Source organism: Limnohabitans sp. DM1 (assembly GCF_001269385.1).
Taxonomy (GTDB): Bacteria; Pseudomonadota; Gammaproteobacteria; order Burkholderiales; family Burkholderiaceae_C; genus Limnohabitans_A.
In genome coordinates, this window is record NZ_CXOO01000010.1 from 178120 (window position 1) to 192901 (window position 14782).

Genomic DNA, 14782 nt, shown 5'->3' on the forward strand with positions numbered 1-14782 from the left:
TTGATGGGTTTTGCGGCCTTGTCTTTTGGCACGCCCCTTGGGGGGATGGCCTGCGGTGGAGGTGCGCGTGCAATCGCCCACAGGGTTAGGCTCCTATTGATTCGGCACGCTGAACTTTGAATTTTTTGCGCCGTCACTGCTTATAGATTCGGCCCGATGAAGTCTGAGCCGTGTGTTGCCCGTTGGGAGGATTTTGTGGGAGCTTGCCAGCCAAGCGAAAAGATTGTGGTCCACAAGCGTCTGATCGCCAGCTGGGCTGGCTCCCACAAGGTGCAAGATTGAAGTCACCTTGCAAACTTCACAGGGCCGGATCAATAAAAGGGCATGCCCTTGTCGGTTTTCGGATTCATCCTCGGCAGTCAACTCACACACGCTGGGCTTGCCCATAATGAGTCCTCCATTGCCAAAAAGGTTCTCCCGATGAACGCGACTGAACGTGACCAATTGCAGCAATTTTTGAGCGCTTTGCGCCAGACCCGTGCCGACCCGAAAGACCCCACGGCCGACGGCCTGATCCGCGAAGCGGTCAGTGCACAAGCCGACGCGCCTTATTTGCTGGTGCAGCGGGCCATGGGTTTGGGCGTGGCGCTGGATGCCGCCCAGATGCGCATTGCGCAATTGGAAACGCAATGCGCCCAGCAATTGGCCCAGTTGGCCCAACTGCAAGCCACCCAAGCGACACAAGCGCCGACACCCGCTGCCAGCGGGTCTTGGATGTCGGGTACCCAAGCCTGGGGCCGTGGGGCAGAAACACCCGCACAGCAGATGCCTGCCACCGCACCCTCCGCAGCCACAACCCGTTTTGCCACCAACCCGCTTGCGGCTGCACGCCCAGCGGCCATGCCTGCCCAAACCCAAGCCGCCCCTGCCACCACCAGCGCCTGGGGCGGCGGCATGATGGCCCAAATGGCGACCACCGCAGCGGGTGTGGTGGCAGGTGGCTTGTTGTTTCAGGGCGTGCAAAGCCTCATGGGGCAGCACAAGCCCTCGCCCGAGTCCAACGCCAACGCCACATCCCCTTCGAGCAACGCCCCAGAAGAAGACATGCCCGGTCTGGTGTCGCCTCAGGCCGCAGCAGACGATGCAGGTGACGCTTCTTGGGACGCAGGTGAAGACTGGGCTTGACGCCCCGCCCTGCTGCCCTCGTCTTACACCCCCAGAAAGCCTCACATGGACCCCAATCGTCCCCCGCACACCTCCAAAAGCCTTGAGGACGTGGTGCTCAAATTCATCGAAAAAAACAACCGCGCCATTTGGGCGGTGATTTTTGCCATTGCCTTGGCGGTGATCTACAGCATGAACGCCAACTGAAGCCCTCCAAGTTCAACGGTTCAAGGTCATGGGATGGCCTGCGACAATCACGGCCCATGCACCTGATCATTCCCTTCGCAGCCAGCCACAACCTCATCGGCCCCGAGGTTTGGGCTGGTTTGCAGCTCCCCCATTTGCAAGCATTGCTGACTTTGTTGCAGCGCCAGCAGGTGCTGCAAGACTACGAAGCCACACCGCTGCACCTGCCTCATGAACGCTTGCAAGCCCAGGCCCTGGGCTGGGCACCTGACGCCCCCACCCTGCCATGGGCCGCTTGGCACCAAGCGCAACAAGGCCAGGTCTGTTCCGCGCCCCAAGCCTGGATGACGCCCTGCCACTGGCAAATCGGCATGGACCAGGTGGTGATGGCCGACCCCGCGCATTTGCACCTGTCTGACGAAGAGTCGCAACACCTTTTGCAAGCCATGCAACCGTTTTTGCAGGAAGACGGCCTGCAGGTGACCTGGCACAGCGCCTTGCGCTGGCACGTCCAGGGCGCGCTGCTGGCTGAGCTGCCCACCGCCTCGCTCGACCGGGTGATTGGCCAGAACGTGAAAGAGTGGATGCCCCAGCACCCCGCCGCCCTGCCCCTGCAGCGCCTGCAAAGCGAGATGCAGATGCTGCTCTACAACCACCCGGTCAACGACGCCCGCGACGCCCGCAGGCAGCACACCGTCAACGCCTTTTGGCTGCATGGAGCGGGCACCCTGCCTGCCGCTTCAAGCCCCATGACCGAGACAGCGACCGTGTCGGACGCCCTGCGCTCCAGCGCATTGCATGGCGATGTGCAAACCTGGCGGCAAGCCTGGCAGCAGCTCGATGCCACGGCCGTGGCCGACCTGTTGCAACACCTCAAAGCCACGGGCCAAGGCCAGCTCAGCCTGTGCAGCGAACACGCGGCCCACACCTACACCGCCGCACCTGCCGCTTGGTACCAGCGCACCACTCGCACATTAACCCGGCTGTTCCAGAAACCTTCACCTGCAGCGGCCCTTCAAGCCCTCATCACCCACTGATCACCCCATGAATTTGCTCACCCGAGATGTGCCCCCCCGCAGCGCCTGGGCGCTGGAACAAGCTGGCATCCACCCCCTGCTGGCCCGCCTGTATGCCGCCCGTGGCGTGTTGTCCAAAGACGAACTGGACGACGCACTGAACCTGCTGCTGCCCCCGGCCGGCATGCTGGGCACGCAAGCAGCCGCCCAGCTGCTGGCCGACGCCATCGCGCACAACAAGCGCCTGTGCATCGTGGCCGATTACGACTGCGACGGCGCGACCGCCTGCGCCGTGGGCGTTAGCGGCCTGCGCATGCTGGGTGCACAGAACGTGAGCTATCTGGTGCCGGACCGCGTGGTTGACGGCTACGGCCTGACCCCACCGATTGCCGAGCGGGTGCACGCGCAAGGCGCGGACGTGCTGATCACCGTGGACAACGGCATCGCCAGCGTGGCGGGTGTGCAAGCGGCGCAAGCCCTGGGCCTGCAGGTGCTGGTGACCGACCACCATTTGCCCGGCAGTGAACTGCCCAAAGCCGAAGTCATCGTCAACCCCAACCAGCCGGGTTGCAGCTTTGTCAGCAAATCCATCGCGGGTGTAGGCGTGATGTTTTATGTGCTGCTGGCCCTGCGTGCTGAGCTGCGCCAGCGCGGTGTGTTTGACGCGAGCACCCAACCCAGGCTGGACGCCTTGCTGCCGCTGGTGGCTTTGGGCACCGTGGCCGACGTGGTCAAGCTCGACGCCAACAACCGCCGCCTGGTGGCCCAAGGCCTGCGCCGCGTGCGGGCCGGGGCCTTGCCGCCCGGCATGGCCGCGCTCATGCGTGCGGCCAGCCGCGAAACCGCCAAGGCCACGACCTTTGACTTTGGCTTTGCCTTGGGGCCGCGCATCAACGCCGCAGGCCGCCTGGCTGACATGACGCTGGGCATCGAGTGCCTGCTGACCGACGACGCGGGCCGCGCCGACGAGCTGGCCAAACAACTGGACGCGATCAACCGCGAACGCCGCGTGATCGAGGGCGACATGCGCGAGATGGCCATGGAGATGGCCGAGTCGCTGTTTGACGAAGGCGACGAGCCGCCACCGGCGATTTGTGTGTTCGACCCGGACTTTCACGAAGGCGTGGTGGGCATCGTGGCCTCGCGCATCAAGGACAAGCTGCACCGCCCCACCTTTGTGTTTGCGGCCAGCAGCGCCCCGGGCAAAGAGCACGAACTCAAAGGCTCGGGCCGCTCGATTGCGGGCTTTCATTTGCGCGACGCGCTCGATCTGGTGGCCAAACGCGCCCCGGGCGTGCTGCTGCGCTTTGGCGGCCACGCCATGGCGGCAGGCTGCACGATTGCCGAAGAGCACCTCGATGTGTTCGAGGAAACGCTGAACCAGGTGGCCATGGAATGGCTGGACGCGGCCACGCTGCAACGCCGCCTGGAAACCGACGGGCCGCTGCCCGCCGAATACCGCCGGGTAGATTTGGTGGACATGCTCCACCACGAAGTCTGGGGCCAGGGCTTTGCGCCGCCCGTGTTTTGCGAAGAGATCGAGGTCGTGTCGCAGCGCCTGGTGGGTGAGAAACACCTGTCGCTGAAGATGAAACACCAAGGCCAGCCGGTCGACGGCATCTGGTTTGGCCGCACCGAGCCTTTGCCTGCGCGGGTGAAGTTGGCTTACCGACTGGATGCCGATGAGTGGCAGGGCCAAAAACGCGTTCGCTTCCTGATTGAAGGCGCCGAACTGTAAAACGGGCTGTGCGGTCACAGCGGAAACGTCGGAGCTGAAGCTGCCAACCTACATCAGCGGCTTTCACTGCGAGAAACTTGCAACGCGGCAATCCATGATTCCGTCATCGCGAGGAGCTTGCGACGCGGCGATCCAGAATCGATGGCAGAGCAGACACTGGATGGCCACGCTGCGCTCGCAATGACGCACGGGGGGGGGCACTGCATTGCCGCGCTCCGCACGCAATGACACACAGGGGTATTCATATTGATCCGGCCCTGTGAAGTTTGCAGGGTGACTTCAACCTTGCACCTTGTGGGAGCCAGCCCTGCTGGCGATCAGACGCTTGTGGACCAAAGGCTTTTCGCTTGGCTGGCAAGCTCCCACAAAATCCTCGCAACGGGCAACACACGGCTCAGACTTCAACGGGCCGAATCAATAAGTTGTTGCAGGTCGGAGGTCTAAGACCCCGACATGGGTTGGCAGGACAGCGATCAGTTGGAAAACGCCGCAATCCCGGTGATGGCGCGGCCCAGGATCAGGGCGTGCACGTCGTGCGTGCCTTCGTAGGTGTTGACCACTTCCAGGTTCACCAGGTGGCGGGCCACGCCGTATTCGGCGCTGATGCCGTTGCCGCCCATCATGTCGCGGGCCAGGCGAGCGATGTCGAGCGCCTTGCCGCAGCTGTTGCGCTTGAGGATGGAGGTGATTTCGACTGAAGCCGTGCCTTCGTCCTTCATGCGGCCCAGACGCAAGCAGCCTTGCAGGCCCAAGCTGATCTCGGTCATCATGTCGGCCAGTTTTTTCTGGATCAGCTGGTTGGCGGCCAAGGGGCGACCGAACTGCTGACGGTCCATCACGTACTGGCGGGCGCGGGTGTAGCAGTCTTCGGCGGCACCCAAGGCGCCCCAGGCGATGCCATAGCGTGCGCTGTTGAGGCAGGTGAACGGGCCTTTCAAGCCGCGCACTTCGGGGAAGGCGTTTTCTTCGGGGCAGAAGACTTCGTCCATGACGATTTCGCCGGTGATGGAGGCACGCAGGCCCACCTTGCCGTGCACGGCCGGGGCCGACAGGCCTTTCCAGCCTTTTTCGAGGATGAAGCCGCGAATGGCACCTGCGTCGTCCTTGGCCCAGACCACGAACACGTCGGCGATCGGGCTGTTGGTGATCCACATCTTGGCGCCGGACAGGCTGTAGCCGCCGGGCACTTTCTTGGCGCGGGTGATCATGCTGCCAGGGTCAGAGCCGTGGTTGGGTTCGGTCAGGCCAAAGCAGCCGACCCACTCGCCACGGGCCAGTTTGGGCAGATATTTTTGCTTTTGCGCTTCGGTGCCGAAATCGTTGATCGGCACCATCACCAGGGACGACTGCACGCTCATCATCGAGCGGTAGCCCGAGTCAACGCGCTCGACTTCGCGGGCCACCAGGCCGTAGCAGACGTAATTGAGGCCCGCGCCGCCGTACTGTTCGGGGATGGTGGCGCCCAAGAGGCCCAGCTCACCCATCTCGTTGAAGATGGCGCGGTCGGTGGTTTCGTTCAAAAAGGCGTCAGTCACACGGGGCAGCAGGCGTTCCTGGCAATAGGCGCGGGCAGCTTCGCTGACCTGACGCTCGTCGTCGCTCAGTTGAGACTCGAGCTGAAAAGGGTCTGACCAGGAAAAGCGGTGACTGGAACTCATGATGGCGTCTTTCAAAAAAACAGAAGATGGCACGATCCTAGAGTGAAAGCCGCCATTTATCAAACGATTGTTTTTCACCCAGATATGATTTTTTGTATCATCAGAAGACATTTCCGACTGCCAACCCGTCATGCGCCGCAAACTCCCCTCCACCCAGGCCCTGATCTGCTTTGAAGCCGCCGCCCGGCACGCCAGCTTCACCAAGGCGGCGCAAGAGCTGGCCCTGACGCAAGGCGCCGTCTCGCGCCAGGTGGCCACACTGGAAGACATGCTGGGCGTGCCCCTGTTCAAACGCGGGCAGCACGGCATGCAGCTGACCCCGGCCGGGCAAGACTATGTGCGCCAGATCAGCACCCGGCTGGACGCGTTGGAACGCGACACGCTGGACCTGATGGGCAGGCAAGGCCAGGGCGAGAGCCTGACGCTGGCGGCCGTGCCCACCTTTGCCTCGCGTTGGCTGATTCCCCGCTTGCCCAGTTTTGCCACAGCCCACCCGCAAACCCCGGTCCACATCGAAACGCGCACCCGCCCCTTCATGTTCAGCGACTCGGGCCTGGACGCAGCGCTGTACGCGGGCACGCCCGCGCAGGTGGCGCAATGGGCGGGCACCGAGGCCACCCGCCTGTTTGACGAAGAGGTGCTGCCCGTGTGCAGCCCTGAACTGCTGGGCCAGACCCAACCCCTGCGGCCCGAAGAACTGGCGCACTTGCCGCTGTTGCAGCAATCGACCCGCCCCGAAGCCTGGCGCCAGTGGTTTGACGCGCAGGGCGTGGACGCACCACGGGCCATGGCCGGACCCAGGTATGAGCTTTTTTCAATGCAGGTGGCCGCCGCCCGCTGCGGCTTGGGGGTGGCGCTCATGCCCACGCTCTTGATTCCTTCGGAGCTGGCCAGCGGCGAACTCGTGGTGGCCTGCGACCGCCCCTTGCGCGGTCAGCGCGCCTATTACCTGGTGCAACCGCAAGTGGCCCAGCCCCGCCCCATGCTGGCGCACTTCAAAGCCTGGCTGTTGCTGCAAAAAGAGGTGGGCGAAGCACCCTGAGCAGCGTGCAAGGCCCACAAACGTCGGGGTCTTCGACCACCGACCTACAAATACCTGGCCGTTTAGGTCGGTACTCGCAGAGTCCGATCAACGGGGTGACGGTGCACCCATTCATGCTTCAGCGAGTCGGATCAATATAGATTCCGCCCGATGAAGTCTGAACGGTGTGCTGCCAGTTGGGAGGATTTAGTGGGAGCTTGCCCTGCAAGCGAAAAACCTGTGGTCCACAAGCGCCTGATCGCCAGCAGGGCTAGCGCCCACAAGTTGCAAAATTGAAGTCACCCTGCAATCTTCAGCGAGTCGAATCAACAGGCTCATGCGTAGCGTTGGCGCAAATCGCGCTTGAGCAGCTTGCCGCTGGGGTTTTTGGGCAGTGCATCGGTGAAGACCACGCGCTTGGGCGTCTTGAAACCGGCCATGTGCTGGGCGCAGTGCGCGATCACCGCCGCCTCGTTCAAGGTCTGCCCGGCCTTGACCACCACCACGGCTGTCACCGCCTCCACCCATTTGGGGTCGGGCAAGCCAATCACGGCCACTTCGCTCACTTGCGGCAGGCGGTAGATCATTTCTTCCACCTCACGGCTGGCCACGTTTTCGCCGCCAGACTTGATCATGTCCTTCTTGCGGTCCACCACGGTGATGTAACCCTCGTCGTCGATGATGCCCAGATCACCGCTGTGGAACCAGTCGCCCTCAAACGAGGCCTGGGTGCGCTCGTCGTCGTGAAAGTAGCCCAGCATCAAATGCGGCGAGCGGTGCACGATCTCGCCCACCTCGCCCACCGCCACGTCCTGCATGTCGTCGTTGACCACACGGGTCTCAACGTTGCGCACGGCTTTGCCGCACGAACCCGGTTTGCGCAGCTGGTCATCTGGGCCGAGCATGGTGGCCAAGGGTGCGATTTCGGTCTGGCCGTACAGGTTCCACAGCCGCACTTGGGGCAGGCGCGAGGCCAACTCTTTGAGCACCTCGACCGGCATGATGGACGCGCCGTAGTAGCCCTTGGCCAGTTGGGCAAGTTTGCCCGCATCCATCAGCGGCGAGCGCAGCAGCGCAATCCACACCGTGGGCGGTGCAAAGAAGCTGGTGATGCCGAACTTTTCGAGCATCGGCAGCAGGTTGTCGGGCGTGGGCTTGGAGGTGATCACGTTGGTGCTGCCCATGTAAATGGCGGGGCCAAAGAACACATCGAGCTGGGCGCAGTGGTACAGCGGCAGCGCGTGCAGGGCCACGTCGGCCTCGGCAATTTCGGCATCGATCACGCAGCTGACGTATTGCCACAGCACCGCATCGTGCGTGAGCTGCGCGCCCTTCGGAGAAGACTCGGTGCCGCTGGTGTAGACGATCTGCACCACGCCGTAACTGCCCAGCTGCACGTCGGGCAGCGCATCCGTGCAAGCAGCCAGCGCATCAAAACTGTGCATGCCCACCACGGGCTCGCTCGGGTCTTCGGACGGCAGCCAGATGAACTGCTGCACCTGCGTATCCAATTTGCTAGCAGCCTGCGCCAACTCGGCCAGGCCACTGTCGGTGGCCAGAGTTTTGGCACCCGCGTGGCGCAAAATGAAAGCCACCTCTTCGGCCTTGAGCATGAAGTTGATCGGCACCATGACCGCGCCCCGGCGGGCCAACGCAAAGCGCAGCGCCGCAAAACCGTGCGAATTGCGGGCCAGCACCGCCACCTTGTCGCCCTCGGCCACGCCGATATGGGCCAGGCCTGCCGCCAGGCGCGTGACCAGCGCATCGAACTCGGCATACGTCCAGGTGGTGGCTCCGCACACGATGCCGGTCTTGGTGGGCAAGCGGATCGCGGTGCGGCGCAGTGCATCGGCAATGGTCTGGCGGCGAACGGCGGGGTGGATGGCGGTCTGGATCACGGGCGACATGGTTCTGACTCCTGCATGGATATGATTGGAAGATTGAACACCAGACCCGCGAGAATTCCATTGGCACTACCCCCAGCATCCCCCCGAAAACTGTCACATACGCGAACCGTGGTGTACCAAGGCTTTGACCGCGAGGACGGTCTGTGGGACATCGAAGCCCAACTGACCGACGTCAAGACCTATGGTTTTGAAGTTTCCAACGAACGGCCCTTTCCGGCCAATGAGCCGATACACAACCTGAAAATCCGCGTCACCCTCGACAACCAAATGGTCATCCAGGACATCGCCACCTCCATGGACGACATCCCGCACGCCGAATGCACCGGCGCGCCACACGGCATGCACAAGCTCATCGGCTGCACCATGGGCCCGGGCTGGCGCAAGATCATCAACCAGCACGTAGGCGGCACCGAAGGCTGCACCCACCTGCGCGAAATGCTGTTCAACATGGCGACTGCCGCTTACCAGACCCTGCCAGCCGGCCAATGGCAGCGCCGCGAACTGGCAGGCCAGCCCCACCCCGAAATGACCCAAGCGCCCTACTTCCTGGGCCAATGCCACAGCTGGGCCTATGACAGCCCGACGGTGCAAAGGGCGTATCCGATGTTTTTCAAGCCGAAAGTGGTTGAGGGGACCAATGAATCTTGAAGACAAGTTGCTGCCGAACCCCTTGCCCCCCAAATGCCATGCAGACTTTTTAACGCGTAGTTTTGCAGCGATTGAAGACACCATCCAGTCTGGAAATGGTGTGCCAGCATAACTTGTGATGGCCACACTCGATGCCAAATTGGCGATGGCTCGTCAACTGTTGGCGAATATTAAAAACCGTCAATCCCTAGACGAGTCTCGATAAACCTCAAGCCGCTGCCCGGTGCTTGATGTCATCCAGAACCTGAACCAACTGAGTTACCTTGGCGGGCGGGAATATGCCCAAAGGCCCCTGCGCATTCATGTCCGTGAATGGCGACTCGAACAGACGGGCTCCATCCATCACCCCGTTTTGGGTCAGCTCCTGCACGATCAGGTTGATGAACTCGATCTGATTGGGCGTGGCGGTGGTGCCGCTGACCAGTTCGCTGAAGGCTTGCATCGCGGCTTCGCGATCCAAGCCAACCAGTGACCGGATGAAAATGCCCAAGCCTTGACTCTGCGCTTTCGCTTCGTCAATCAAGGCTTTTGAGCCACCTGCCGCCAAGAGCATCTTCTCCAGTTCGTCCAGGTCTGTTGGCGTCAACGCTTGATTACGGCGCAAGCGCTGCAAAGCCAGGTGCGATTCATGCTCACGCAAAAACTGCCGAGCCTTGTCTTTGAATTTGGCCATGTTCAGCCCGGCCGTCACCTGCGGCAAATCAATCTGGGTCATCTCACCCAACTCATCTTCAAAGTCGGTGTAAACCACCTTCTTCTTGCCCTTCGGGATGAGTTTGATCAAGGCACGCAAACGCCGACGCACGGTTTCCAGCATCGGCACCGTCACATCCTCCCACCACTCATCACTGGCTACTGACTGGATCAGCAAAATCTCTGTTTTGATCAGAGGAATGGCGACCTGCTCTTCTAAGGCGCTGGCCAATGACTGGATCTTTTCCTTCAACGAGGCAAATTCCGGCTTGGCCTGCAAAATGGCCAACTGCGAACGCACAACCAGCATGTCAAAGCGCTTGGCCTCCTCGTCATCGTCGGTCAGCTCGGTGGGTAATCCCGCCACCTTGCTGCTCAAGTCGTGCACATCATCAGGGCTCAACTTGTCCCACGCGTCGGCGTTGGCAAAGCGCTCCACAACCAAGCGCTGCGGGCGCACCACAAAGTTATCCACCCGCATGGCCGCCACCACCTGGTGCAACATGGCCGCGGTTTCGGCACGCACCGCAATCAGAGTGAGCTGACCATAGGGCGGTGGCGCTTCGCCTGCCTGGTCGTGGCCAGCCAGCTTGGCATCCAGCTCCCCAATCATGGTCAGCCGCGCCTTGAACAAACGCGTGCTCAATGGCTCAGAGCCCGCGCCCTCTTTGAAGTCCGGGTTCTGGCTGAAAAATTCCAGGTTTTGGCAGTAATCGAAGATGTAAAAGTTCTTTTTGTCATCGCCCGGCCCAAACAAATCGGGACACAAGCGGGTGCCGCGCCCCAGCATCTGCCAAAACTTGGTCTTGGACCGCACCACCTTGAAAAACACCAGGTTCACCGCCTCGGGCACATCGATGCCGGTGTCGAGCATGTCCACCGACACTGCGATGTGCGGCATCCTGTCCTTATTGGAAAAGTCGTCGATGATGCTCTGCGCATATTCGGTTTTATATGTCACCACCCGGGCAAAGTGCCCCTTGAAATGCGGGTAATTGGCATCAAAGCGCTGGGCGATGAAGTCGGCGTGGTCATTGTTCTTGGCAAACACAATCGTCTTGCCCAACCGGTCGCCACCGGCCACTTTTTGGCCATGCGCCATCAATGTGGCCAGCACCTTGTCCACGGTGTCCACGTTGAAAAGCCATTTATTCAGGGCTTCAGAATTGACCTCGTCCGGAATATTGCCCTCTTCGTCCCATTCTTTTTCATCCCATTCGGCCTGCTCTTGCTCTGACAAGTCATCGTATTGAATGCCTTCGCGCAAAAACTTGAGCGGGACAGAAATCGGCACAGGCGGAACCAGGTGCCCATCGGCCACGGCTTCGTCCAAGCCATAGGCGTCGGTGGGCACGCCGTTTTCCAGATTGAACAAGCCATAGGTGTTGTGGTCAATTTCGTCTTTGGGCGTGGCGGTCAGGCCCACCAGCAGCGCATCAAAGTATTTGAAAATCGCCCCGTATTTTTGATAAACCGAGCGGTGTGCCTCGTCGATGATGATCAGGTCGAAATGCCCCACACCAAAGCGGCGCTGGGCGTTGGACACCTCGTCGATCAAACCCATCATCGTCGGATAGGTGGACACATACACCCGGCCCTCGGTGTTTTTGTCCGTGACCAAGTTCACGGGCGAAGCATCGGGCAAATGCTTTTTGAAGGCGTTCACCGCCTGGTTCACCAGCGCCACCCTGTCGGCCAAAAACAAAATGCGTTTGGCCCAGTTGCAGCGCATCAACACATCGGCCAGGGCAATCACCGTGCGGGTTTTGCCCGAACCCGTGGCCATGACCAACAAGGCTTTGCGCTGATGCTCCACCTCAAAGGTCTGCCCCACCCGGCGCACAGCACGCGTCTGGTAATGGCGCTCAATGATGCCGGAGTTGATGACCGCGTCGGCCAGCGACCTGCGGCTGCTGCGGCGCTGAATCGTCAGCTCCAGCTCGGGCTTTTTGTAAAAACCTTGCACCGGTCGGGGCGGGTAACTCGCGTCGTCCCATATCCAGTGCTCATAGCCATTGGTGTAAAAAATCACCGGACGTTGCCCATACATCGCCTCCAGGCAATCGGCATACAGCTTGGCCTGCTGCTGGCCCACGGTGGGGTTGCGGGTGGTGCGCTTGGCCTCAATCAGCGCCAGCGGTTTGCTGTCGTCGCCCCACAGCACATAGTCCACAAAGCCCTTGCCCTCGTTGTTGGGCATGCCCACCACTTCCACCTCATGGCTCACGGCCGGGTCCAGGTTCCAACCGGCTTCCTTGAGCAACACATCAATGAAGGCCTTGCGCGTTTCGGCCTCGGAGTAGTCGTGTGTGTCGGGCTCGGCGGTGTTGGCCTTCTTGGCTGCCGCGACTGCCTCGCGCAACTGTTGCAGTTCTTGTTCCAGCGTGGCCTTTTCGGCGGCGTGCTGGGCGTGGGCAGAGGCCAGCTTGTCGTCACGCTCTTTCAGGCTGGCTTCGAGCTTTTGCAGCTGCTCTGCCGACTGTGGAGCAGAGCCAGCCGACGCAGCAGCAGGCAACAGGTCTGCAGAAAAGGTCAAGCCAGGCGATGGCCGGTTTTTACGGCCATAGGTGCGGGCCAGCCAATAGCAAAAATGAAACAGCTCACGCGTGGCGTTCAAGGCGTCGCTGGTGGCCATCTTTTTGGTGCTGTGCACCGCCATGTTGCCCAGGTCCTTGATCAGCCGGGCCTTGGTGAAGAGGGCATCGCCCACGGTGCTCTTGAAGGTGGGCTCGTGGATGAACGCGCTCAAATTTTCCTGGTACGGCAGGCGCAGCGATTTGTCATGCGTGTACATCCAAGCCACCGCCAGCTCCAGGGTGCGGCGGGCGTAAAAGCATGACGCCCTTGCATCGCTGTTGGCAAGCGACTCTGCCTTGCAGGTGGACTCAAACAGCATCAGCCATTCAGACTCAAGGAAGGCAAAGTTGCTCATTAGGCGGTTCACTGTGGGTTTGTTGTGGTGGTGTTGTACGGTGGGTGTTTAGCCGGCTAAAGACGTTTTCAAGACGTGAACGGCTTTATAAGTCATTGATTTATAAAGAAATTGATCGAATTCTTTGCACATGCCTTTAGCCATTTTGGGCTTAACTGGGTTTAAAGACGCTGCTGTCCGACAAGTGCCAGCGAGCCCAGCGACGCTGTCCGTGCACGCGGATCAGCCCCTCACTTCTCAACTCATCGAGCAGCAACTGCACCCCTCGCTCGGTCAGTGAAGGCAGCACCTGCCGAAGCTCGCTTAAGGGTGCCCCTTCGCCGCCCTGATCGCGCAAGTGTTTGAGCAGCAGCGCCTTGTTGGTGTCATGGTCCAGGCCCCGTTTGCGCGTGTAAACGCCTTTGCTGCCCAGCGACGCATACAGGGCTGCAGCCAATATGTACTTGGCATTTTTGCCTCGGCCGATCACCTCCACCGCGCCCACCTCGGCCAATCTCGGCAGGCGGTCCTGCAAGTCTGGGGAGAGCGGCCGACCTTGCTCCAAACGCTCCAGTGCCAAATAGTCGAGCGTAGAAAAGCCACTCAGCCGATCGTTGCCCAGCCGCTCCATGAAGCGCACAAACGCCGGGTTTCTCACGCCGCCTTCCAGGGTCAATCGCACCTCGTGAGCCGCTGTCCCTGCAAAACTGGGCAAAGGCTTGCCCTGTCGCACGGCGCTTTCCGTCATCAGGTTCAAGCCTTGACCGGATCGTTCGATCAAGCCACAACGCGCCAACGCTTCTGCAAGTCGGCGGTTGCGCGGATTTTGTTGGTCAATGATGTTTTCGGGGGTGATGCCTGGGGGCAGGCCACCAGGACTCACCACCTCCAGGCGTCTGGAAAACTGGCGCACAAAAACCGAGCCCCCCAAGCGGTAATCCCGGTGGGCCACCGCGTTCAAGATGGCTTCGCGCACCGGCACCTCGTCGAAAGTCGGCAAGTCCATACGAAAAAAATCGTCCTGAAAGCTCTGTCGGTCATTGCGCAGGTTGATCTTTTTCCAAAGCGCGTCTTGCCAGGCGAAAAAGCCCGCTCTGTATTCTTCGCGGTCGGCAGCAGGCCCTGCCGCTTCCGTTGCGCGGTATTCAAACACCAGCTCCGCTTGGGCCAAATAACGAGTCAGGCCGGACCGCGTGCCAAACAAAATCAGCGCGGCATAACTCACCTGATCGCCATCGACCAACAGCTCCGCATCGCGCAAGGTTTGCTGGTCGCTTAACTCGCGCTTGCGTGGGTCGCCGCTTTTGCGCGCCCACCGCTCCCGAAACAGGGCCAGCGAAGCGGGCTCCAGATCAGCCAGCGTCGCGCCCGGACAAGGCTGTGCAGAGAAATCGGGGCCTGCCTCGGCAAATAGAGTGCGCAGTTCGTGGTCGCCCAAATGGGCCAGGTCGTCGCCCGCCCGCTTGAAGTATCGGCCATCCAAATTCCAGGCTGTTCCCGGCAAACGCGTGGGCACATGCACCACCAAAACGCGCCCTTCGGGCAGCCGCAGCTCCTCGACAGGAATGCGGTGTCCCAAACGTTGATGCAGCCCCGCTTCAGTACGGCCCGGGTCTTCAAACGCCTGGGTGCCCACAATGCGGCGCGGCCGCTGGTCGGTCACGCCCAACACAATGGTGCCACCCCCTTCGTTGGCCAGGGCTACACAGTACTTCAACAGTTTTTCAAAGTCGTAGCGCTGCTTGGCTTCTTTGAACTCCAAGCGCAAGCCTTCAGGCTCGGCCAGCCATTGATCGAGCTGTGCGCGAGTGGTGTTCATGCTTGGCTCTCGGTATCCCAGTGAATGCGAATGCGCCGTTTGTTACCCTCATGAATGAGGGAGACATCCTCTAAGCACTTG

The 14782-nt window shown here is 61.1% G+C and carries 10 protein-coding genes; 6 read left to right on the forward strand and 4 right to left on the reverse strand.

Features of this window, described 5'->3' with window-relative positions; translation table 11 throughout:
* Positions 1-420 precede the first annotated feature (420 nt).
* From AMM33_RS02100 to recJ, 4 genes are read left to right on the forward strand one after another with little or no spacing between them, the layout of a single operon-like run.
* On the forward strand, positions 421-1125 hold the full coding sequence (locus AMM33_RS02100; RefSeq protein ID WP_194945181.1) for a DUF2076 domain-containing protein: 705 nt from the start codon (positions 421-423) through the stop codon (positions 1123-1125).
* A gap of 45 nt (positions 1126-1170) precedes the next feature.
* Entirely contained in the window at positions 1171-1311 is a 141-nt protein-coding gene (locus AMM33_RS21700) for a hypothetical protein (RefSeq protein WP_194945182.1), read from the forward strand.
* A 56-nt stretch (positions 1312-1367) separates the two neighbouring features.
* Positions 1368-2327 (forward strand): hypothetical protein, encoded by a 960-nt coding sequence (locus AMM33_RS02105; RefSeq protein WP_090138319.1) that lies wholly within the window; start codon positions 1368-1370, stop codon positions 2325-2327.
* A 7-nt stretch (positions 2328-2334) separates the two neighbouring features.
* Positions 2335-4044 (forward strand): single-stranded-DNA-specific exonuclease RecJ, encoded by a 1710-nt coding sequence (recJ, locus tag AMM33_RS02110; protein ID WP_090138321.1) that lies wholly within the window; start codon positions 2335-2337, stop codon positions 4042-4044.
* Between the two features lie 473 nt (positions 4045-4517).
* Here the strand turns inward: recJ and AMM33_RS02115 are convergent, their stop codons facing one another.
* On the reverse strand, positions 4518-5702 hold the full coding sequence (locus AMM33_RS02115) for an acyl-CoA dehydrogenase (protein WP_090138740.1): 1185 nt from the start codon (positions 5700-5702) through the stop codon (positions 4518-4520).
* A gap of 130 nt (positions 5703-5832) precedes the next feature.
* Here AMM33_RS02115 and AMM33_RS02120 point away from each other — a divergent pair, with 130 nt between their 5' ends.
* Positions 5833-6744, forward strand: a complete 912-nt coding sequence (locus AMM33_RS02120) for a LysR substrate-binding domain-containing protein (RefSeq protein WP_090138322.1) — start codon at positions 5833-5835, stop codon at positions 6742-6744.
* 314 nt (positions 6745-7058) lie between these two features.
* Here the strand turns inward: AMM33_RS02120 and AMM33_RS02125 are convergent, their stop codons facing one another.
* Entirely contained in the window at positions 7059-8630 is a 1572-nt protein-coding gene (locus AMM33_RS02125; protein WP_228767898.1) for an acyl-CoA synthetase, read from the reverse strand.
* Between the two features lie 108 nt (positions 8631-8738).
* Between AMM33_RS02125 and AMM33_RS02130 the strand changes: the two genes are divergently transcribed.
* The gene (locus AMM33_RS02130; RefSeq protein WP_090138323.1) at positions 8739-9278 is read left to right on the forward strand and encodes a DUF2889 domain-containing protein; all 540 of its coding nucleotides are present in this window, start codon (positions 8739-8741) and stop codon (positions 9276-9278) included.
* 208 nt (positions 9279-9486) lie between these two features.
* On the opposite strand, the gene AMM33_RS02135 is transcribed toward AMM33_RS02130, so the two are convergent.
* Together AMM33_RS02135 and AMM33_RS02140 are read right to left on the reverse strand one after the other, a co-directional pair.
* The gene (locus tag AMM33_RS02135) at positions 9487-12903 is read right to left on the reverse strand and encodes a DEAD/DEAH box helicase family protein (protein ID WP_090138325.1); all 3417 of its coding nucleotides are present in this window, start codon (positions 12901-12903) and stop codon (positions 9487-9489) included.
* A 151-nt stretch (positions 12904-13054) separates the two neighbouring features.
* Entirely contained in the window at positions 13055-14701 is a 1647-nt protein-coding gene (locus AMM33_RS02140) for an ATP-binding protein (RefSeq protein ID WP_090138327.1), read from the reverse strand.
* Positions 14702-14782 lie beyond the last annotated feature (81 nt).

Coding starts and splice junctions, on each gene's coding strand:
- AMM33_RS02100 (WP_194945181.1), top strand. CDS start 421: ATGAACGCGACTGAACGTGACCAATTGCAGCAATTTTTGAGCGCTTTG.
- AMM33_RS21700 (WP_194945182.1), top strand. CDS start 1,171: ATGGACCCCAATCGTCCCCCGCACACCTCCAAAAGCCTTGAGGACGTG.
- AMM33_RS02105 (WP_090138319.1), top strand. CDS start 1,368: ATGCACCTGATCATTCCCTTCGCAGCCAGCCACAACCTCATCGGCCCC.
- recJ (WP_090138321.1), top strand. CDS start 2,335: ATGAATTTGCTCACCCGAGATGTGCCCCCCCGCAGCGCCTGGGCGCTG.
- AMM33_RS02115 (WP_090138740.1), bottom strand. CDS start 5,702: ATGAGTTCCAGTCACCGCTTTTCCTGGTCAGACCCTTTTCAGCTCGAG.
- AMM33_RS02120 (WP_090138322.1), top strand. CDS start 5,833: ATGCGCCGCAAACTCCCCTCCACCCAGGCCCTGATCTGCTTTGAAGCC.
- AMM33_RS02125 (WP_228767898.1), bottom strand. CDS start 8,630: ATGTCGCCCGTGATCCAGACCGCCATCCACCCCGCCGTTCGCCGCCAG.
- AMM33_RS02135 (WP_090138325.1), bottom strand. CDS start 12,903: ATGAGCAACTTTGCCTTCCTTGAGTCTGAATGGCTGATGCTGTTTGAG.
- AMM33_RS02140 (WP_090138327.1), bottom strand. CDS start 14,701: ATGAACACCACTCGCGCACAGCTCGATCAATGGCTGGCCGAGCCTGAA.